At 41.4% G+C, this 19,640-nt stretch carries 21 protein-coding genes and 1 pseudogene; all 22 read left to right on the top strand.

Annotation, left to right across the window (positions count from 1 at the left end; genetic code table 11):
* The first annotated feature begins 19 nt into the window (after nt 1-19).
* The 22 genes and pseudogenes from lon to DWB64_RS18570 all read left to right on the top strand — a co-directional run bounded on the left by lon (nt 20) and on the right by DWB64_RS18570 (nt 19,518).
* Nucleotides 20-2,371 (top strand): endopeptidase La, encoded by a 2,352-nt coding sequence (gene lon / locus DWB64_RS18675; protein WP_129489742.1) that lies wholly within the window; start codon nt 20-22, stop codon nt 2,369-2,371.
* Nucleotides 2,361-2,960: pseudogene (gene yihA, locus DWB64_RS18670) on the top strand (ribosome biogenesis GTP-binding protein YihA/YsxC); the annotation flags it as partial. The gene lon and the pseudogene yihA, both read left to right, overlap by 11 nt.
* A 278-nt stretch (nt 2,961-3,238) precedes the next feature.
* Nucleotides 3,239-3,877 (top strand): polyphosphate polymerase domain-containing protein, encoded by a 639-nt coding sequence (locus DWB64_RS18665; protein ID WP_129489740.1) that lies wholly within the window; start codon nt 3,239-3,241, stop codon nt 3,875-3,877.
* A gap of 9 nt (nt 3,878-3,886) precedes the next feature.
* Nucleotides 3,887-4,567, top strand: a complete 681-nt coding sequence (locus tag DWB64_RS18660; protein ID WP_129489739.1) for a DUF4956 domain-containing protein — start codon at nt 3,887-3,889, stop codon at nt 4,565-4,567.
* A gap of 9 nt (nt 4,568-4,576) precedes the next feature.
* Nucleotides 4,577-6,016, top strand: coding sequence for a CotH kinase family protein (locus tag DWB64_RS18655; protein ID WP_129489738.1), 1,440 nt, complete (start codon nt 4,577-4,579; stop codon nt 6,014-6,016).
* A gap of 49 nt (nt 6,017-6,065) precedes the next feature.
* Nucleotides 6,066-6,317 carry a hypothetical protein gene (locus tag DWB64_RS18650; RefSeq protein ID WP_129489737.1) on the top strand — a complete coding sequence of 84 codons (252 nt, stop codon included), beginning with the start codon at nt 6,066-6,068 and terminating at the stop codon, nt 6,315-6,317.
* 78 nt (nt 6,318-6,395) lie between these two features.
* The gene (locus DWB64_RS18645; RefSeq protein WP_129489736.1) at nt 6,396-6,668 is read left to right on the top strand and encodes a hypothetical protein; all 273 of its coding nucleotides are present in this window, start codon (nt 6,396-6,398) and stop codon (nt 6,666-6,668) included.
* 76 nt (nt 6,669-6,744) lie between these two features.
* Complete coding sequence (locus DWB64_RS18640; protein WP_129489735.1) at nt 6,745-7,050, top strand: hypothetical protein; 306 nt, start codon at nt 6,745-6,747, stop codon at nt 7,048-7,050.
* Between the two features lie 36 nt (nt 7,051-7,086).
* Nucleotides 7,087-7,554 carry a GNAT family N-acetyltransferase gene (locus DWB64_RS18635; RefSeq protein WP_129489734.1) on the top strand — a complete coding sequence of 156 codons (468 nt, stop codon included), beginning with the start codon at nt 7,087-7,089 and terminating at the stop codon, nt 7,552-7,554.
* Nucleotides 7,551-8,021, top strand: a complete 471-nt coding sequence (locus tag DWB64_RS18630) for an 8-oxo-dGTP diphosphatase (RefSeq protein ID WP_129489733.1) — start codon at nt 7,551-7,553, stop codon at nt 8,019-8,021. The genes DWB64_RS18635 and DWB64_RS18630 overlap by 4 nt, the downstream gene beginning before the upstream one ends.
* A 1-nt stretch (nt 8,022) precedes the next feature.
* Nucleotides 8,023-8,541, top strand: coding sequence for a peptidylprolyl isomerase (locus DWB64_RS18625; protein ID WP_129489732.1), 519 nt, complete (start codon nt 8,023-8,025; stop codon nt 8,539-8,541).
* 109 nt (nt 8,542-8,650) lie between these two features.
* Nucleotides 8,651-9,721, top strand: coding sequence for an HD-GYP domain-containing protein (locus DWB64_RS18620; protein WP_129489731.1), 1,071 nt, complete (start codon nt 8,651-8,653; stop codon nt 9,719-9,721).
* Between the two features lie 11 nt (nt 9,722-9,732).
* Nucleotides 9,733-10,221 (top strand): GNAT family N-acetyltransferase, encoded by a 489-nt coding sequence (locus DWB64_RS18615; RefSeq protein WP_129489730.1) that lies wholly within the window; start codon nt 9,733-9,735, stop codon nt 10,219-10,221.
* A 102-nt stretch (nt 10,222-10,323) separates the two neighbouring features.
* Entirely contained in the window at nt 10,324-10,818 is a 495-nt protein-coding gene (locus DWB64_RS18610) for an NUDIX hydrolase (RefSeq protein WP_164980500.1), read from the top strand.
* Between the two features lie 112 nt (nt 10,819-10,930).
* Nucleotides 10,931-11,644, top strand: a complete 714-nt coding sequence (locus tag DWB64_RS18605; protein WP_129489728.1) for an ABC transporter ATP-binding protein — start codon at nt 10,931-10,933, stop codon at nt 11,642-11,644.
* On the top strand, nt 11,637-13,205 hold the full coding sequence (locus DWB64_RS18600) for a putative ABC exporter domain-containing protein (protein WP_129489727.1): 1,569 nt from the start codon (nt 11,637-11,639) through the stop codon (nt 13,203-13,205). The genes DWB64_RS18605 and DWB64_RS18600 overlap by 8 nt, the downstream gene beginning before the upstream one ends.
* 492 nt (nt 13,206-13,697) lie before the next feature.
* Entirely contained in the window at nt 13,698-14,423 is a 726-nt protein-coding gene (locus DWB64_RS18595) for a 4Fe-4S binding protein (RefSeq protein ID WP_129489726.1), read from the top strand.
* Nucleotides 14,424-14,434: 11 nt separating this feature from the next.
* Nucleotides 14,435-15,970, top strand: a complete 1,536-nt coding sequence (locus DWB64_RS18590) for a multicopper oxidase family protein (RefSeq protein WP_129489725.1) — start codon at nt 14,435-14,437, stop codon at nt 15,968-15,970.
* A 61-nt stretch (nt 15,971-16,031) separates the two neighbouring features.
* On the top strand, nt 16,032-16,805 hold the full coding sequence (locus tag DWB64_RS18585; RefSeq protein ID WP_348983868.1) for a response regulator transcription factor: 774 nt from the start codon (nt 16,032-16,034) through the stop codon (nt 16,803-16,805).
* Entirely contained in the window at nt 16,798-18,033 is a 1,236-nt protein-coding gene (locus tag DWB64_RS18580; protein WP_129489724.1) for a cell wall metabolism sensor histidine kinase WalK, read from the top strand. Before DWB64_RS18585 ends, DWB64_RS18580 begins: the two co-directional genes overlap by 8 nt.
* A 416-nt stretch (nt 18,034-18,449) precedes the next feature.
* A complete protein-coding gene (locus tag DWB64_RS18575; protein WP_129489723.1) occupies nt 18,450-19,046 on the top strand; it encodes a hypothetical protein in 597 nt (198 codons plus the stop codon).
* A 40-nt stretch (nt 19,047-19,086) separates the two neighbouring features.
* Nucleotides 19,087-19,518, top strand: a complete 432-nt coding sequence (locus DWB64_RS18570) for a nucleotidyl transferase AbiEii/AbiGii toxin family protein (protein ID WP_348983871.1) — start codon at nt 19,087-19,089, stop codon at nt 19,516-19,518.
* Nucleotides 19,519-19,640 lie beyond the last annotated feature (122 nt).

The raw sequence follows: 19,640 nt of genomic DNA, 5'->3' as shown, positions 1-19,640 counted from the left end.
AAGTAAAGGAGTGACAATCATGGGAACTAAAAAAACACAGAAACAAATGCCGTTAATTCCCCTAAGAGGACTATCTGTATTCCCGCATATGGTATTGCATTTTGACGTCGGTCGAGAGAAATCGATTAAGGCGCTTGAAGAAGCCATGCTCAAGGATCAACTGATCTTTTTGAGTACACAGAAGGATATCGACGTCGATCTACCGACTTCGGCAGACTACTACAATGTAGGTACAGTTTCAAAAATCAAGCAGATGCTTAAGCTTCCCGGTGATGCGATCCGCGTACTGGTTGAAGGTGTGGATAGGGCTGAAATTGTAAGTATCGATCAGGACAATCCGTTTATCAGTGCGACTGTCAACGTGTTTGAAAGTGATTCCGACGAAGTGACAAGGGAATCAGAAGCGTTCATGCGCGCCATCATCACAGCATTTGAAACCTATATCAGCATGTCAAACCGTATCTCTCCAGATGTGATCGTATCGATCGCCTCCATCGAGGAACCATCTCGATTTGCAGATGTGGTTTCTTCCCACCTGGTTTTAAAAATTCCTCAGAAGCAGGAAATCCTAGAAGCCATCGACGTGGTGGAGCGTTTGGAACTGATTTATGAACTGATTCTGAAAGAGGTTGAAATCCTAGAAGTTGAAAAAGATATCAACGAAAAGGTGAAATCGCAAATCAACCGCCTTCAGAAGGAATACTATTTAAAAGAACAACTGAAGGCGATAAAAAAGGAACTTGGCGACGAGAATGACTTTGATGAAGAGGTCATCGCTTTTAAAGAGCAGCTAGCCAAGCTTAAGATTTCGAAAGATATCAAAGAAAAAATTGAAAAAGAGATAGATAGATATTCCAAGATGTCACCTAGTTCTGCAGAGAGCGGTGTGATTAGAACCTATATCAACTGGATCTTATCGCTTCCTTGGAACAAGCAGACCAAGGATAAGATTGATATCGCCTTATCGCGTGAAATCCTGGATGAGGACCACTACGGTCTGAAAGATGTGAAAGAGCGTGTGCTTGAATACCTGGCAATCCGTCAGATGACCAAGAGCCTCAAAGGCCCAATCATTTGTCTTGTAGGACCTCCGGGTGTCGGTAAGACGTCAATCGCCAAATCGATCGCACGTTCCTTGGGTAGAAAATTCACTCGTATGTCGCTTGGTGGCGTTCGTGACGAGGCTGAGATCCGTGGGCACAGGCGTACGTATATCGGTGCGATACCAGGAAGAATTATTTCTGGAGTAAAAGAAACAGGAGTCAACAATCCTGTCTTCCTTTTCGATGAAATCGACAAACTTGCGAGTGACTTTAGGGGAGATCCGGCCTCAGCACTGCTTGAAGTGCTTGATCCAGCTCAAAACAACTCCTTTATGGACCATTATCTAGAAGTGCCGTTTGATCTTTCGAATGTCATGTTCGTCACGACAGCGAACTCGCTTAGCACTATTCCAAGACCGCTTCTTGATAGAATGGAAGTCATTCAGATCACAGGCTACACGGAGTTTGAAAAGCTAAAGATCGCAGAGCGCTATTTGGTTCCTAAGCAGATGAAAGAGCATGGATTGACAAGCGACACGTTCAAGCTAAGCAAAGAAACACTTAAAGAAGTGATTAACGGATATACACGTGAAGCAGGCGTGCGTGACCTTGAAAGAAAAGTTGGTACGGTCTGCAGAAAAGCTGTGACGCGTATTGTTGAAAAGAAAGTCAAGTCTGTCAGCGTTTCAAGACAGAACCTTCATCAGTTCCTGGGACCTGTGCGTTTTAGGGACGACGAGATGTCTAAAATTGACGAGGTCGGTGTTGTGACCGGTCTTGCGTGGACTTCTGTAGGTGGAACGACGCTTCAGATCGAAGTGACACCGATGCGAGGCACGGGTAAACTTCAACTGACAGGGCAGATGGGTGATGTGATGAAGGAATCGGCACAAGCCGGTATCAGCTACATCCGATCGCGCGCTGAACTGTTCGGCATTGACGAGGACTTCCATAAGGTCAAGGACATCCATATCCATATACCTGAGGGCGCCACACCAAAAGACGGACCTTCGGCTGGCATCACCATGGCTACAGCGGTTACTTCAGCACTTACTGGGATTCCTGTAGACCATCATGTCGCCATGACTGGAGAAATCACACTTAGGGGCCGAGTGCTGCCGATCGGTGGATTAAAAGAAAAAGTGCTTGCGGCTGCAAGAGTCGGCATCACTACGATCATCCTTCCACATGACAATGAAAAGGATATCGAGAAAATACCTTCGGAAGTACGTAAGAAACTTACGTTCTATCCTGTAAAACACATGGATGAAGTGCTTAAGATAGCACTTACAGCTCCAATTATGAAGGACGAGAAAAATGAAGATTAAATCAAGTGAATTTATAATCAGTTGCGTTGAACCAGACCAGTATCCAGAAGCGGATATGCCGGAACTAGCCTTCGCGGGCAGATCGAATGTCGGTAAATCGTCACTGCTTAATATGCTACTTGGAAGAAATAATTTGGCTAGAACAAGTGGAAGACCTGGTAAGACTCAAACAATCAACTTTTTCAGTGTAGATGACAAGTTTCGAATCGTAGACTTACCCGGTTACGGTTTCGCCCGTGTTGCAAAGACCGAAAAAGAAAGATGGGGAGAATACATCGAGGCCTATCTTGAGAATCGTGAAAATCTGCTGGAAGTTTTTCTTCTGGTCGATATTCGCCACGAACCCAACGCCCATGACATCATGATGTATGACTATATCAGAGAAGCCGGGTTTTCGGGGTATGTGTTCTGCACAAAGCTCGATAAGCTGAAAAACAGCGAGCTGATGGGTAAGCTGAATGTCATCAGAGAGACGCTTAACATCGTCGACAATAGACTTATCATACCGGTGTCTTCCACAAACCGTAAAGGCAAGTATAAGGCTTGGGATCTCTTTAACGACTTGTTTGAAGAAAGAGGCTGGGACATCCGTTTTGAAAGACAGATGACCGAGCAGCACTGGCTGAAGCACAAAGTGGGCTCACCCAAGAAGAAAAAGAAGAAATTGAAGTAAGTTAACTGAATAAATCAAGATCTAAAGCTGTTACACGTCGCTTAAGCGCCAGTAACAGTTTTTTTTGCAATTATCCGTCTGACCGTCAAGGTTAGAGGACCAGCGGGCGCAGATTTTCACAAATGTCTAATTTGATTAACCTCCTCCATTTTGGTGTAATTAAATAAGAGGTGTTCATTATACAAGGAGGAATCATGCGAAAGGAACTGAAATATCAGCTGGATGTAGAAAGGTCTGAGCTGCTGATCAAGCTTTTGTCACTTGTATGCGCCCCTGACAGCCACACCGGCACAGATGGAAGCTATCAGGTGACAAGTTTATATTTTGACGACCGTTTTGATTCTCATCTATGGGAGAAAAACGACGGAGAAGATAAAAGACCCAAACTAAGACTCAGGTATTACAATGACGACAAGGAAAAGCTCTATCTGGAAAGCAAACAGAAAAAGGGTGACTATGTTCTCAAGCACAGAAGGAAGATCACAAGGGAGGAATACGACCTGATGTTAGTCAAGCCTTCGATCGTGTCACAGTGGCTGCCAGGCATACACGGTGAGGGGCTGATACCGGTGAAGGTTGTGACGTATGAAAGAAAGGCCTTTATCATCCCATGCGAGGGTGGGCGCATCACCTTTGACAGACAGCTTCGGGCGTCTACGAATTTCAGGCCCCATTTGTTCGGGGACTGCGCCTACGCTGCGATAAGCGACGAGAACACCGTGATATTCGAAGTGAAGTTCAACGAAAGCCTGCCTTGGCATATTCAAAGAATCATAAGCGATGTGGGAATCAAGACCGCTTGGTCGAAATATGCGACCAGCCGCCAAATTTAAGGAGAAATCATGACGACGATTATGGATTTGCTAAAGTCACAACTGCTACAATCACAAACCATCGGAGGCCTCAGCATTGAAGGGGTTCTTCTTGCGATGGCGATGGCCTTTATCGCAGGCTATATCATCTATCTTGTGTATCGTTCCTCCTATTCGGGAGTCACCTATGTCAACCAGCTGGCCATCACGCTTGTCGCGCTTACGATGATTACCTGCCTGATGATTCTTACGATCACCTCCAACCTGCTATTATCGCTTGGTATGGTGGGCGCCTTAAGTATCGTAAGATTCAGGACGGCTGTAAAGGAACCCATTGACATCATCTATATGTTTTGGGCGATCTCGATCGGTATCGCCATTGGCGCAGGATTCTTCTTACTTGCGGTACTGGGAGTCATCAGCATAGGTGCCGCGCTGTTTGGCCTAAGCAGAATGGCGATTGATTCGACGCTCTACCTCTTGGTCGTCATCTTCGAATCAGATAGCGCAAGAAGCGATGTGGAGACGGCTATGTCCATCCACGCAAAGAGCAGCAGATTTAGAAGTGAAGTGGCTTTGGATCAAAAGCGGGAGCTGACCATGGAGATTCGCCTGAAAAAGCAGTCGAGTGGGATCATCTCGGTCATCGAATCCATCCCGGGAGTAAAATCTGCATCACTAATCGGTGTGAATACAAACCAGCTTTACTAGGAGCAGCTTATGAATGTGAAACGCACAGCGGTAGCCTATACGCTTATCCTCATCCTCTTAGCGGTTGTAGGCACCCTCTACCTGAACGAGAAGCCGATCACTCCGATCACTTCTGTGGAAGCGGTGACAAAACGGACAGACGAGGGCTTCGGTAGGATTTTTAACGATGAGTTGAAACATGAACTGCATATCTACATCACAGAAGAAGAGTGGCTTGGCATGGGCAAGGATATGATGCGCTACCGGTATACCGATTCAAGGATGCGTACCGGTGCCTATAGGACCGCGCGTGTCGTATACAAGGACGACTACGGTGAGTTTGAGATAGATCGGATCGGCATCAGGACCAAAGGGAACACCACAAGGCTCATACCAGAAAACCATGAGGGTGTTCTCAGGCGAAGCCACTTCAAATTGAAGTTCGACTGGACGCTCGATGAAAGGGTCGCAAGCGAAGCCTACAAGCAGCTTGGACAAAGAACGTTTCTAGGGGTGAACGAGCTCGCGCTGAAGTCCAATATGGAAAGCGACCGTTCCTTTGTCCATGAAAAATACGCCTATGACCTCTTAAGGCAGCTTGGTGTTCCAGCACCGAAAATCACCCTGACTACCCTTACGGTTCATGTGGACGGGCGGGAACTCGATTACGGGGTCTATACCGTCATCGAATCGGTCAATAAAGGCTTCCTGACCAATCAGTATGGCACGAAGCTCAATGACGGAAACCTTTACAGGGCCCTTTGGCAGGACTTCGGACCGGCGACCCTGATGCCGATCATCAACCCCATGGCTGTGGGTATCAAGGACTGGGAATCAAACTACAGGCCAGCCTATGATCTGATAACCAACACCGATTCAGTGACACACGTAGAGCTTTACGACTTCATCGATCATTTGAACCGGCTCGAGGGCGAAGCGTTTGTAGACTATATCGACAAGACCTTGGATGTGGATGTGCTTTTAAAAGCCTTCGCCGTCACCGTGCTGATCGGGTCCCCGGACGACTATAGGGCCATGGGGAACAATTATTACCTTTACTTCAAGCCCGACGGACAAGTGGTCTTTTTTCCGTATGACTTTGATAACTCACTCGGATACGGGTGGGATGGTGAGAGCTTTGGAGGATACGAAGGCATAGCGACAGAAGATATCTACGAGTGGCGAAGTCTTGCAAGCATATTCATGGGCGTCGATTACAGCCACCCGCTAGCGGATAAGATACTGGCAGTGGAGAAGTACCGCGGCAGATATGAGGAGATACTGCTTGAACTGATCTCGACGAAGGCCTACTCGTATGAAAGTTTCTTAAAGCTGTTTGAATCCGTAAAGGTCATGTACGGCGACGATCTTGATAATGTCACTAGTGCCGGAAAGCTAATGTTTTTGACGAACGAAAAAAGCTTTATGGACCTAAAAATCAAATCGGTTCTCGATCAAATTGAAAAATAAGTTTTTACAGCGCTCTTTTGGGGTAAAAAAGTCAAAAAGGAGTGATGAAATGTTAGAAGTGGTTCGCGATTTTCAAACTTTTATGGTGGGACATCAGGACAAATTCTGTTGTGAAGACTGCGATTTAGAAGACAACTGCATGAATCTTTATAAAGCAAAAAAACTGTTAGTTGAGTTGGACGCCTATGAACGGGAAGACTTCATGCATTTACCAAAGGACTTTGTAGGCGAAGCTGGTGAACTGTTGGTTAAACTGCAAGAGTGCGCATGGCAGAGATGCGACTGTAGAAGTAGATACTAAAGCTGACTAAGTCAGCTTTTTTTTGTATACTATTTGTAGAATAAGGGAAAAACATGTCTGCCGCAAAGGAGAAATACAATGAAAAGTCTATTGATTTCATGCGCGATACTTATTATAGCCAGTTTTTTTTATTATCGAAAGAATAAACCCGTAGACTATCTTAAGATAGCTTCTTTTCACAGCACGCTGGCGTGGCTTGTGGTCATTGTTGCATTGTTTCGTTTTTTTAATGATTTGAGTCTTCTGTCGCCTTATGAAGACATGATTCTCTTTGTTCTTGGAATGAGCGGTTTTCAAGTGGTCGTATGGACGATAGCCCATCTTCTAGAAAGATTCGTCGGTGAAAAATGAAGGAAGAATAGCTTTTTTTAAAGGGTGGGATAACGTATAATAAAGAAGATATAAAAATTAGAAAAGAGGGACACACATGTATCTTTATTTAGTTGCAAGTCTGTATATGACCTTTATCGGCGTAACGGGGCTATACAAAATACTAGTACTTAAGAAAAGTCCGCTGCACAATCAGCATCAAAACGTACAGATCAAGAATCCTGTCGTTGTAAAAAGGTTCTATGTCGTCAAACATCTGATTAGCGCGATCGGCGGGATTGCTATCATGTATGTCATCGGTATTCTGAAAGATCCGTTTTACTATCCGATCATGACAATGGCGCTTTCATTATATATCGGAGTCGAATTAGTCAGCATCTATGTAAACGGAAAATATGTATAGCGGATAAACACTTTATAGTGGATGAGGATGTAAGAGATGATACGTAAACATACAATGGCTAGTCAAGTGAGCGACATACTTGTAGATTTAGTACCATTATCTGAGGGATTCGAACTCGTACAATACGATCCGATGATACACCATGAGATTGTTCCTCAAATTTACTCGAGATGTTTCAACCTCAGGGCATGGGGAGAACTTTGGGACAAGTTTGAAGGCTTCTATTCTGAGGGTGTTTTTCTCATCTATCATAAATCACTGAAATCCTATGTGGGCTTCATCGTAAGTTATATCGCGGAAGATACGCCGTATATAACTTCACTTGGGGTTACAGAGGATTTTAGAGGAAGAAGGCTTGGAACCTATCTTGTCCAGCGGGTTGCCCAGCATTATGCCAAAATGGGCTATAAGCAATTATGGGTGGATATCAATCCTCATTATGAGGGATTTGAAAGACGCTGTGTTTCAATGGGTTTTTCAGTCATCCGAGAGGAAATAAGATGATTGTCGCTTCGCTGATCTATTTACGTAGGGACTCTAAAACCCTCATGCTTCACCGAAACAAGCGTGGAGATGATTATCATCTAGGTAAATACAACGGCATCGGCGGAAAACTAGAAGCCGGTGAATCGCCTGAAGACTGCGCTCTGAGAGAAATCAAGGAAGAAACCGGATTGATCGCCAACGAAGTGAAGTACCGCGGCCATATCGCTTTTCCCGTATTTGACGGAAACGAGGATTGGCTGTGTTTTATTTATGAGTGTTACGATTTTGAAGGAGACTTGGTAGAAGGATCAGAAGGCTCGCTCCACTGGATCGAGGATGAATCATTACTTGATTTGCCACTCTGGGAAGGCGATCCGATCTTTTTGAACGTCATTTATCATAGTTCGGATTTATTCTCTGGTAAATTTACTTACGAGGATAAGGAACTTAAATCATATCAATTAAAGAGACATAAGGAGGATTAACATGTCAAATCCAGTAGTAACATTAAAAATCAAAGACAAGGGTGTAGTTAAAATTGAATTGTTCGCAGAGGATGCTCCACAATCGGTTGATAACTTCATAAGCTTGATTGAAACAGAGTATTATGATGGACTTATTTTCCACAGAATCATCAAAAACTTCATGATTCAAGGCGGTTGCCCGGATGGAACAGGTATGGGCGGTCCAGGACACAATATCTATGGCGAGTTCAAAGCAAATGGGTTTGACAATAAGATCAAGCATACAAAAGGAACGCTTTCTATGGCTAGATCGCAATCACCTAACAGTGCAGGATCTCAATTCTTTATCTGTCATGTGGACACTCCACACCTTGATGGAAGCTATGCAGCTTTTGGTAGAGTGACAGAAGGTCAAGATGTTGTCGATGCAGTGGCAAAGGTGCAGGTGGATGGAAGAGACAGGCCGCTTGATGATGTTGTGATCGAATCGATGACAGTGGAACTTAACGGACACGTTCCAGGTGAAGTGAAACATTACTAATCGTAAAACCGCGGTTACAATTAAGTTGTAATCGTGGTTTTTTTAGTTCATATTGGGTATTAGTAAATAGATGGATTTAGGTGGATTTTAGGTTTGAAAAGGTGATCATATGAGAATAAAGCATATTTCAAATGTGCGCGAAGGCGATGTGTTAGGTAGGACTCTTTTTGATGATGGTCTTAGAAGAATGGTCAATAGAGGAACCGTCCTGACGAGCTCGATCATCGATAAGCTAGAAAAGCTAGGCTATTCTAGAGTCTACATATCGGATCATACTGATGATTTGCCTATCAACCCACTGATCAGCGATGAGACCATGATAAAAAGCATCGGGGCCGTAAAGCAGGTGTTCAAGGATATGAAAAGAGGTCAACACCAGCTGAAGGAAGGCCAAGCACATCCAGTGCTCGAAACCGAAAAATTCGAAGCGGTTGTAGATGACTTGTATGCCGCGATGTTTAATAATGACCATTTAATGTATTATATGGTGGTATTAATGGGTTCGGACGCGTATACTTATAGACATAGCGTAGAAGTTTCCGTGCTGTCCATGCTAACCGCCCAGGCGCTGGGATATGACGAAAGTATGGTCAAACATATTGGAATGGGTGCCATCTTGCATGACATAGGCAAAGTACAGGTTCCTGATGAGATACTCAACAAAAAAGGAAGCCTGACACCGGAAGAACTTGCAGAAGTAAAAAAACATGTCACTTACGGTTATGAGATGGTTAAAAGCGACAGGCGAATCACAGCCTATGCGAAGAATATCATTTTGAAGCATCATGAACGGCTGGATGGAAAGGGATATGAAGGCGGACTGTTAGAGAAGGAAATCGACGATTATGTGAACATTGTAACGGTAGCGGATATTTTTCACGCGCTCATTTCAGAGAGAGTGTATAAGAACTGTATCCCAGTGACGCAAGCGGTTTCTATTTTAAGGGAGGGAGTCGGTCAACAGATAAAATACAATGTTTTAGCAGGATTTTTGGCACATATCGCCATTTATCCACCAGGGACTCGAGTGAAGCTGAACAATGGTGATGAAGCTACGGTCATTGACGTTAAGAAGAAGCAACCTCATAAGCCTATTATCAGCATCATGAAGGATAATAAACGTATCGAGTATGATCTATCAAGACTTGTCCACTTAGAAATTGAAAGTGTTATCGAATAGAGAGGTTTATCATGAAGTACATCATAAAAGAGCTCAGACCTGAATATGAAGCGTATCTTTGGGATTTGCTTTACAATGCCATCTTTGTGGCACGTGAGGAAATGCCACCTGCTAGAGAGATGAAAGAACTGCATGAGCTAAAAAAGTACATGCAGCACTGGGGCGAAAAGGAAGGCGACTACGGACTGATTGCTCTAAGCGAGGAAAACCAACCACTTGGAGCCGTCTGGATCAGGCTGTTTGATGAGGATGACAAGTGCTGGGGTTATGTGGATCAAAAGACGCCGGAACTCAACATTGCGCTTTCACCGACCTTTAGAAACCAAGGTATCGGAACGGAACTGATGGTGAAGATGCTCAAGGACTTAAAAGCAAATTATGATCAGGTTTCACTAAGCGTAAATCCCAACAATCCGAGCGTACGATTATACGAACGGTTCGGTTTTGAAAAATACGAAGAGGTACCACCGGCAATCACCATGATAAAAAAACTTAAATAGAAAACATATGGTCAGTCAAAGACTCAGTCTTGGACTGACTTTTTATATGGAGAAAGCATAAACTATTGTATAATAAAGGAAATGGAATGTAGGAGGACAAAAATGACGTTCGATCGATTTTGGGGAATAGCGGCAGACGATAAAAAAGCGATAAGTAAGAGAGTCTCAGCCATCGCAGTCACCAAGCTAAATGGGCGATTCCTTATGATCGCTACAAAAAGAGGGTATGTCATGTTTCCAGGCGGTGCCGTGGAAGAAGGCGAGAGCTTTGCTGAGGCCGCCGCAAGGGAACTAACCGAAGAGACAGGTTATCAAAAACGAGGAGAAATGAAGTATCTTGGGAGAGCGGTCACAAGAAAAGTAGACAGATTCGACCACGACGCCCTCTATGAATCCGAAATGCACTTCTACCGCTGCGACATACACGACGGGCAAGTGGATCTGAAACTGTCCTCAAGAGAGATTGCTTCAGGAATACAGCCGACATGGATGACAAAAGAAGAGATCATCCAGTGTAATCGCAGTTACTATGAGACGGTCCCGTTTGATGACCCGTGGGTCAAGATGGTCGAGTTCGTACTTGAAGGATTGCAGTAAAGTAGGATAAACGAATCGTAGGATGCAACCTTAAATTAACCTTAAATATCCTCTGAGAATCTTTAAAGCGTTTGCCAGTGTGCTATACTCTTTTTGATTAAGGAGGATTTTTATGTTAAAAGTGATGAAATTGGTAAAACATTATAAAAAGACAGATGCTGTCAATGGCATCGATTTTGAAATTCAGCAAGGTGAAGTGATGGGAATACTCGGTCCGAACGGTGCAGGGAAGACCACGACAATCAAATGTATCGCAGGGCTTATCCGCGCCACAGAGGGTGAAATCACCGTTAACGGTCAAGTGAACACCTCTCTTATGGCAAAAAGGCTGATGGCTTATATCCCAGAGGTTCCGGAAGCCTACGAGCTGATGACGGTGTGGGAGCATATGGTCTTTATCGCCAAGGCCTATCGCCTGAAAGACTGGGAACCCAAGGCCGAATCGCTACTGAACCGATTTGAGATGTCCGACAAAAAAGACAAGCTCGCCAAGGAACTCTCAAAGGGTATGAAGCAGAAGCTGTCCATATGTATGGGACTAGTCACAGAGCCCAAGGTGGTCCTTTTCGACGAACCCATGATCGGTCTTGACCCAAAAGCCATCAAAGAGACGAAAGCTGTGATGAGGGAACTCGCAAAAGACGGATGCGCCGTTCTTGTGAGCACGCATCTTCTAGACACGATAGAATCCACTTGCGACAAGGTGCTTGTCTTAAAAGACGGTCATGTGGTCGCGGCGGGGACTCCAGATGAACTAAGATCCAAAATGGGCACCTCGGAGGCATCCCTTGAAGAACTCTTCCTGGAGGTGACCAAAGATGCCTAGCCTGGGACTGCTGCTAAAAAAAGACTTCATACAGTTTAAGAATTACTTTGTCGACATGCGAAACCATCCCAAAAGGATTCTTATCTTTTTCTTCTACTTCCTGTATGCGGGATTCATGGTTTGGATCAATGGAATAAACGCCAGCGACTCGCAAGGTGAAATGTCCTATACGATGGTGAACAGCTTTGCATTCGGGCTTCTTTTTATGATGCTTATCATGAATGTGGGAACCACAAAAAAAGAACTGTTCAGCCTCTTCAAACCTGCTGACCTTAACATCACCTTCACCTCGCCGATATCGCCAAGGACCATCTTCGCGGCCTCGCTCATCAAATCGATGTACAGCAATGTTCTGCTCATCGCCTTCATGATGCTGTTCCTTTCTGGAAAGATGATCGCAAGCGGCGCGGGAGTGCTTGATATGCTGAGCGGTGCCTTGGGAATTCTTGTACTTTTCCTCTTACTGCAGCCCATGACCTTTATTTCGGTAAGGTTAAAAGGCAAAGTACCCGTCATGCTTTCGCAGAGCCTCATGATGAGCGTGGTGGTGCTTCCGGCGATTTACGTTTTTTACCGGTCGGGCTTCAATATCATACAAATGATGAACAGCGACCTGCTCAACTGGGTTCCGTTTGCAGGATGGTCCAAAGCGCTGATTCTGCTCTGTTACAATTACCGGGTAGCCGGTATCGAACTGATCGCTTTGATGTATGCTGTCAGTGTACTCCTGATTGTAGGCTTTTGCTTGTATCTTGCCGACGATTATTATGAGGATGTTTACGATGGAACTGTGAACATGACAAGGCTTCGTAAACGCCAAAGGGAAGGCAACAAGCTTCAGTTCAGCTTCAAATGGTTCGAGTCGCGCCGGTCAGTAGTGATGAGCAGCGAGACAGGACATAGCGCCTACTACTGGAAGGAAAAGGTCATCAAGAACAAGTCGGACCTGCATCACTTATTCGGCTTTTATGAATTAGCGGTGATCCTGGCGGCTGTCGGCGTGGTGATCTACAACATGATCACAGGCGGCGAGCATTACTGGTTCGCCTACGTGCTAAACGGTGTCTACGCCTACTTGCTGCTCATCGTCGCAGCAGCCAACAAAAGTGAGGAAGACTTCCTGACAGCAAGGTTCATCATGATTCCAGAAAAGAACAGCCTCAAGCTCTTTTCAATGCATAGGCTCGCTATCACCCGCCTGGTGCTCAACGTACTGATCTTCAACGGAATTCTCATGTTCACCAAAGGGGTGGAACCTTTAGTGCTGGGAGTGATGGTCGGACTGCAGCTTGTGTTCTACATCATCCTCTTGTACAGCAACATCCTTTCAAAAGTATTCTTCCAAAACCCGACAGATGCCGCTGTCATGATGCCCTTCATCAAGATGGTGCAGATGCTCTTAGTCGCACTTCCTACAGGAGTTGCAGCAGGAGTTGTTGGTGCGATGACAGAATCCGTATTTTGGACAGTGCTTGCCGTATTCGGCATCAACCTCTTGATCGCATCGGTGTTCATAGCCTGTACGGGAAGTCTTGCAAGGCGTATTGAGTTGAGTAAGTAGAGGGATAGAAGATCAGAAGATTAAAGACGAAGTCGCCCTGACTTCGTCTTTTGCTTATAATCCTCGCTTAGTAGCTTCAGATCAAAACAGAAGAAGGAACATGGGACCGCGAATCTGTTCGTCGGGGGCCCTGGTCCCTCACGGTGTGCCAGAAGTATTGGAACTCCTAAGTTTTACTTAGGGGTTCTTGTAGTTTTTGCTCAAATAAGTGATATTTCATTGTTTTGAAAGTTGGGAATGTGTTGGGAAAAGAAATCTCTAATTGTATCTACGAACTCTTGACCTCACTATTTGCAACCCTTTTATCCGGTTGTACCCTCGACTATGATGGTTGAGGAAATTGACTGTTGTGAGTTTGAAAGAAATACTATGATTTAATCTAGAAAGCTGAAATAAACCTGAAAGTTTTTTTCAGTCTTCTTTCAGTTACATTTGCTAAGATGAGTACATGATAGAGAGAAAAATATAATCTACAATAGAGGAGCTTAATAAATGAAGAAAATACTTGTTATTAGAACAATTACAACTTTGGTATGGATTTATTTAATATACTTAGGACTGAATAGAAATCCCTTGATCACTACTTTAATACTTTTATCTACTATAATACTAGGACCGATATTTTGTTCTTGGTTTTGTCCCTTAGGTTTTGTACAAAATATTATGGGCAAGTTGGGCAGATTTATAGGATTACCTAAACTCGAGTTTAAACCTGGAGTACACAAATATCTGAAGTATTCTAGATACTTATTATACTTTATTGCTTTTTTACCTTTTGGCATCAATGGTCTGGCGACTTTTGGTTTAGAACCTAGAAGAACTTTCACCAATCTATTAGTAGGTGAAGTTGATACTATTTTATCACTACTTGTTTTTATTTTGTTAGTAGGAGCATCCCTTTTCAATGAAAGGTTTTACTGTAAGTACTTATGTACAAAAGGTGCAGAATACAGTCTGTTTTCATCTTTAAGAATCTTTAGAATCAAGAGAACATCAAATTGTGTATCCTGTAAAAAGTGTAATAAAGAATGTCCAATGCAAGTAGATCTGATGAAGAGCGAAATTGTAAATGATATTACTTGCATTTCTTGTATGGATTGTATAGATGTGTGTAAGGTTAAGGGCTCAATTAACTATACGAAGGGGCTGAGAATACCTAACATTATTAGAAAAAAGACAGATGAATCAAATAATGATTTATTTAAGACTGCTAAATAGGAGGTTTAAAAATGAAAAAAATTACTGTGTTATTAGTGGTGATCATTCTAATTTTATTGATAATTGTCGCTATGCTCATCATGCGTGGTAGAGATTTTGATTTATTTAGAAATGAAGAAGAAAGACGATATGCAACAGAGTTACCAGAAAACAATGAAAATCAGAGACCACTCCTTATTCCAGAACTTGTGGATATGACGCAAGATGGCTCATCATTTGAGATCACTGTAGATGAGACTGGGTTTGAGTTCTTTGAAGGTTATACTTCTAAAACAAAAAGTTACAATAATCAGGGGTATTTGGGTAAGACAATAAAGTTACAAAAAGGCAGTACATTTTATCCCACAATAACCAATAATCTAAGTGAAAATACGACAGTCCATTGGCATGGCCTTGAAGTAACTGGAAAAAATGATGGAGCAGCTGGTAGCGTTGCTATCGTTAAGCCTAGTGAATCAAAAACCTATGAATTGGCAGTGGATCAACAAGCAACGACCATATGGTATCATCCTCATGCCATGGGATTTACGGCATCACAAGCTTATGAGGGCTTAGCAGGATTGATAATCATTGAAGATGAAGCAATAAAGGATATTGACTTGCCTACTGACTATGGTCTAAATGATATTCCATTGGTTCTACAGGCTAAGTTGTTTGATGCTGAAGGGCAAATTGACCATGGTCAATCATTAGACACTGATAATCAAGACAAAAGGGTAAACACTGAAAATACTAGAGCGGTTCATAATAAAAATCATTCTGAGCTAAATTTTGAAGACGGTAAGGGTTCGAATTCAGATACAACAGAAGGTTTTGCAATCATGACCAATGGTTATAACAGACCCTATCTTGAAGTGAAAAACGAAGTGATAAGATTCAGGACTTTGAATGGTAGCAATCATGGTATTATGGATATATTCACGAATGATGGCAGTAAAGTAAGTGTCATTGGTACAGATGGTGGTCTCTTAGAAGCACCACAAGAAGCTGACAGTTTTGAAATCGCAGCGGGACAAAGAATTGAGTTTTTAATTGATCTATCTGATAAAAGAGTAGGAGATCAAGTTGAAGTAATTGCTAACGGGCAAATCGTTCTCAGCTTAAGGGTTACTGGTGAATCTACAGAAACGATTTCAATACCAGAAATGTTGGTTGAGACAACACCATATGAGACCTATTCAAATCAAGCCACTACTCATACTTTTGACTTAGGAAGAAACATCATCAATAACACCCCCTTTGATCCTGCAGTCTATAATGAAGAGTTTATCAAGGATGAAATTTACTACTTTGAAGTGAACAACATAGACGACGAAAATCATTCCTTTCATATCCACAATGCACAGTTCTTGGTGGTTGAAATCGATGGCGAAGCAAGTGATTATAAAACGACTGGATGGAAAGACACCATCTATTTAAGACCGAATGAATCTATGAAACTCCAAGTTAAGTTCAGATTTACAGGTGATTATATGTACCATTGTCATATTTTGATTCATGAGGAAAAAGGTATGATGGGCAAGTTTAAAGTTCTTGAAAGTCAGTAAAGATTTTAGATTACTTTTAGTATCATCAATCCTCAAGGGTATACCCTTGAGGATTGATGATATGAATATAGAAAGTCAGCTTAAAAATATAGGACATATTCTATTTGGATTTGGGTATAAATGGATTGTAAGTAGAATGTTGAATAAAGGAAGAAATATGAAGATATTAGTTATAGAAGATGATAAAAAAATTTCAGAAGCACTTTGCAAAATACTAAAGGATTCAGGATATGACACTGAAGCGGTTTATGACGGTATGGATGGTTTGTATTACGTGAGTAATGGTGACTATGATGCAGTTATACTTGACGTGATGTTGCCGAAAATGAATGGTTTTGAAGTTATTAAGCTCATCAGGAGTCAAAAAATCATAACACCTGTCTTGATGTTAACTGCTAGGGGCGATATCAGTGATAAGGTTCAAGGGTTAGACTTTGGGGCTGATGATTATCTTTCAAAGCCTTTTGCACCTGAAGAACTATTAGCAAGATTGCGTGCAATTACAAGAAGAGGTCATGAGGTTATTTCAGATATTTTGAGCTTTGGTGATATAGAAATATCCAACAAATCGTTTGTTATGACCAAAGGTATAAAATCAGTCAATCTGAGTGCGAAAGAGTATGAGGTTATGAAGATCTTGGTTTCCAATGCAGGGAATGTTGTTTCTAAGGAAAGATTTCTTATAAAGGTATGGGGTGAAGAGTCTGATGCTACAAGCAATAACGTTGAGGCATATATGTCTTTTCTTAGAAAGAAACTTCATTACATTGGCTCAGATATCAATATCAAAGCTGTAAGAATGCTAGGATATAAGTTGGAGGAAGGCCATGATTAAGAAACTAAGAATCCGATTTGTAATCATTATGATGACACTAATAGGCCTGATTTTAACTGGGCTCCTAGTCAGCCTGATTACATCCTCAAGACAACATATGATGAATGATAGCTATAGGGCTCTCGATGAACTGTATGCTGAGGGTTATACGAATGATGGTTTACAAATAGATGATAATGAGAAATCATATAGTGAAGATAGATTTATTGATGACCAGTCAAAGGTATTTAGTTTTTTTACCAGAACAAGTGAAACGACAGAGCTAGTAGAAATTACAGACCCTAGTAGTCGAGTTACTGAAGAAATGGTATATGAGCTGTTAATATCAACTAATAATAAAAGTGAAAACAAGGGTATTTTGACTGACTATGGTCTCATATATAAAAAGTATGATAACAACATCACTGGATTTATCGATTATTCCCATGAGGAAAGTTTCATGCAAAGACAGGTTAGAAGTTATTTTCTAATACTTGGAAGTTCTTTAATCGTATTTTTTGTGGCAAGTTTGTATCTATCATATATAGCTGTTAAACCTGTTGAGAGAGCTTGGAAACAACAGCAGCAATTCATTATGGATGCTTCTCATGAACTCAAGACCCCTTTAACAGTTATTCGAGCAAACACATCCTTTTTATCCAGTAATCCTGAAGAAAAAAAACAGAAATGGGTTGAGAATATAAATAGTGAAGTGAAACATATGCAAACATTGATAGAAGATTTATTGATGTTGACGAAATTAGATTTCAGTGTTGAACAGATACCATTCGAAAAAGTTTCAATGAGTGATCTTGCATTTGAAAGTACCATGTCATTTGAAACCGTCTTCTATGATGCAGGAAAAGAGCTTTCTATGGACATTGATTCCGATATTTATTTGAAAGGTAGTTATAGTCATTTAAAACGACTTAATATTATCTTATTAGATAATGCCATGAAGTATTCGGATAAAAAGACAATTACAACATTCAGCTTGAAGAAATCTCCTAGTAAAGTGATACTCACTGTAAACAACTTTGGTCGATTGATACCAAAAGAAGAAATTGATAGCATTTTTGATAGGTTTTACATGGTAGATAAATCAAGAACTAGAAAAGAAAATAGCTATGGACTTGGACTTACCATAGCCAGTGAAATTGTTAAAATGCATGAAGGTAAGATTACTGTAACCAGTGATGAGGAAAATGGAACGACTTTTACAGTAAGTTTAAATACTTATGATCACTAATGCTAAGCTGGATACTTCCCAACATTTTCCCAACAAAGTTATAGATTGATATCTGTTTATACAGAAATTATGGCCTAAAAACCGAGTTGTTTCATACGTTACAGAAAATATAGAACGTTATAGAAAAGAATAGCTGATTCTGTTCATCGGGGGCCCTGGTCCCTCATGGTGTGCCAGAAGTATTGGAACTCCTAAGTTTTACTTAGGGGTTCTTGTTCATATAAAGGAAAACCTTGAATATCCCATGTTTCCAACTAAGTATAGAATGTTGAATTCTGTACTTAAGCCATATTTCGTTTGTTTGTTAAAAAGTCCTCTCTGGAATTTTCGAGAGGTTCTTTTTACTATACAGATGTGTATATATGCTGTAGAATGTAATTGAACCCGCTTAAGAATTTTAAAGAGGAGAAATTAACATGAACATTGAAGAGTATAAGAAAATATTTGAAAAGCATGGAGGAATTATCAAACTGTCTGATTTTACTTCCCGAGGATATCATAATACTACTTTAAATAAGTTGATAGAGTTAGGCTATGTTGGAAAAGTTAAAACGGGATATTATGAATGGATTGATGATTTGCCTGTATCGGAAGCTGCAATAATTAACAAACTATATCCAGAAGGGGTAGTCTGTTTGGAGTCGGCTTTATTCATCTATGGGTATACAGATAGGGTTCCCAATGCATGGCATATTGCAGTTAGTAAGAACAATTCCAAATCTAAGTATAAGATTGATTATCCAATCATGCAGTTTTACTTCTTGATAGATGCATACGTTGAGCTTGGAAGATGCACTGCTGAGTATGAAGGACATACAATATCGATTTTTGACAGAGATAGAACAATTTGTGATGTAATCCGTTATGAAAACAAAATGGACAAAGAAGTTTTTAATAAAGCCATTTTTGCATATGTAAGAGATCCAAAGAAAAGGATAACAAAGTTGTTAGATTATGCAAAAATAATGAACATAACGAAAAAAGTTGATCGAATCATAGGGTTGTGGATGTAATGATGAATGAAAAGTCGATTTTACAAAGATTGAAGAATGAATCAAAAAAGAAAAAGTTGTCTTACCAATTGCATTCAATGATCTAGACGGTAGACCAACAATGGATATTGACTTTTTAGGGAACCATGTATCAAATGATACAGATGAAATGAAAGTCATGATTGATGATATCATTAAAACTAAAACAGACAACAGTTTTATTGACTTACAGATAAAATCAGTAGAGAGAATCACTGAACAAAAAGAGTATCCTGGGATTAGACTGAAGGTTGTGGCTAAAATTTTGAACACAAGGACGCCATTTGACATCGATATTGGCATAGGTGATGTCGTAGTTCCTCAAATAGACACTATAAATATACCAACGCAATTAGAGCGTTTTGATTCTCCTAATGTTAGTTCATATACTCTTGAATCCACCATCGCTGAGAAGTTAGAGGCAATGTTTAGTCGAATGGAAGCGACTATGTGAATGTCAATGAAAAAGTTTACCACTCGCTCATGAATTTCTTTACCACTAGTGATCATCAATTCGTTTACCATTAATCTGATAACGCTCACGAATTTGTTTACCACTGACTGTATAAAATTAGG

The sequence above is a fragment of the Fusibacter sp. A1 genome (genome assembly GCF_004125825.1).
Taxonomy (GTDB): domain Bacteria; phylum Bacillota; class Clostridia; order Peptostreptococcales; family Acidaminobacteraceae; genus QQWI01.
This window is presented reverse-complemented; position numbering and strand designations above follow the sequence as displayed.

Excerpts from the sequence above, each read along its gene's own strand:
- DWB64_RS18645 (WP_129489736.1), top strand. The coding sequence starts at position 6,396 with ATGAAAAGTCTATTGATTTCATGCGCGATACTTATTATAGCCAGTTTT.
- DWB64_RS18625 (WP_129489732.1), top strand. The coding sequence starts at position 8,023 with ATGTCAAATCCAGTAGTAACATTAAAAATCAAAGACAAGGGTGTAGTT.
- DWB64_RS18610 (WP_164980500.1), top strand. The coding sequence starts at position 10,324 with ATGACGTTCGATCGATTTTGGGGAATAGCGGCAGACGATAAAAAAGCG.
- DWB64_RS18600 (WP_129489727.1), top strand. The coding sequence starts at position 11,637 with ATGCCTAGCCTGGGACTGCTGCTAAAAAAAGACTTCATACAGTTTAAG.
- lon (WP_129489742.1), top strand. The coding sequence starts at position 20 with ATGGGAACTAAAAAAACACAGAAACAAATGCCGTTAATTCCCCTAAGA.
- DWB64_RS18665 (WP_129489740.1), top strand. The coding sequence starts at position 3,239 with ATGCGAAAGGAACTGAAATATCAGCTGGATGTAGAAAGGTCTGAGCTG.
- DWB64_RS18585 (WP_348983868.1), top strand. The coding sequence starts at position 16,032 with ATGAATATAGAAAGTCAGCTTAAAAATATAGGACATATTCTATTTGGA.
- DWB64_RS18605 (WP_129489728.1), top strand. The coding sequence starts at position 10,931 with ATGTTAAAAGTGATGAAATTGGTAAAACATTATAAAAAGACAGATGCT.
- DWB64_RS18595 (WP_129489726.1), top strand. The coding sequence starts at position 13,698 with ATGAAGAAAATACTTGTTATTAGAACAATTACAACTTTGGTATGGATT.
- DWB64_RS18580 (WP_129489724.1), top strand. The coding sequence starts at position 16,798 with ATGATTAAGAAACTAAGAATCCGATTTGTAATCATTATGATGACACTA.
- DWB64_RS18650 (WP_129489737.1), top strand. The coding sequence starts at position 6,066 with ATGTTAGAAGTGGTTCGCGATTTTCAAACTTTTATGGTGGGACATCAG.
- DWB64_RS18590 (WP_129489725.1), top strand. The coding sequence starts at position 14,435 with ATGAAAAAAATTACTGTGTTATTAGTGGTGATCATTCTAATTTTATTG.
- DWB64_RS18620 (WP_129489731.1), top strand. The coding sequence starts at position 8,651 with ATGAGAATAAAGCATATTTCAAATGTGCGCGAAGGCGATGTGTTAGGT.
- DWB64_RS18655 (WP_129489738.1), top strand. The coding sequence starts at position 4,577 with ATGAATGTGAAACGCACAGCGGTAGCCTATACGCTTATCCTCATCCTC.
- DWB64_RS18660 (WP_129489739.1), top strand. The coding sequence starts at position 3,887 with ATGACGACGATTATGGATTTGCTAAAGTCACAACTGCTACAATCACAA.
- DWB64_RS18635 (WP_129489734.1), top strand. The coding sequence starts at position 7,087 with ATGATACGTAAACATACAATGGCTAGTCAAGTGAGCGACATACTTGTA.
- DWB64_RS18615 (WP_129489730.1), top strand. The coding sequence starts at position 9,733 with ATGAAGTACATCATAAAAGAGCTCAGACCTGAATATGAAGCGTATCTT.
- DWB64_RS18630 (WP_129489733.1), top strand. The coding sequence starts at position 7,551 with ATGATTGTCGCTTCGCTGATCTATTTACGTAGGGACTCTAAAACCCTC.
- DWB64_RS18575 (WP_129489723.1), top strand. The coding sequence starts at position 18,450 with ATGAACATTGAAGAGTATAAGAAAATATTTGAAAAGCATGGAGGAATT.
- DWB64_RS18640 (WP_129489735.1), top strand. The coding sequence starts at position 6,745 with ATGTATCTTTATTTAGTTGCAAGTCTGTATATGACCTTTATCGGCGTA.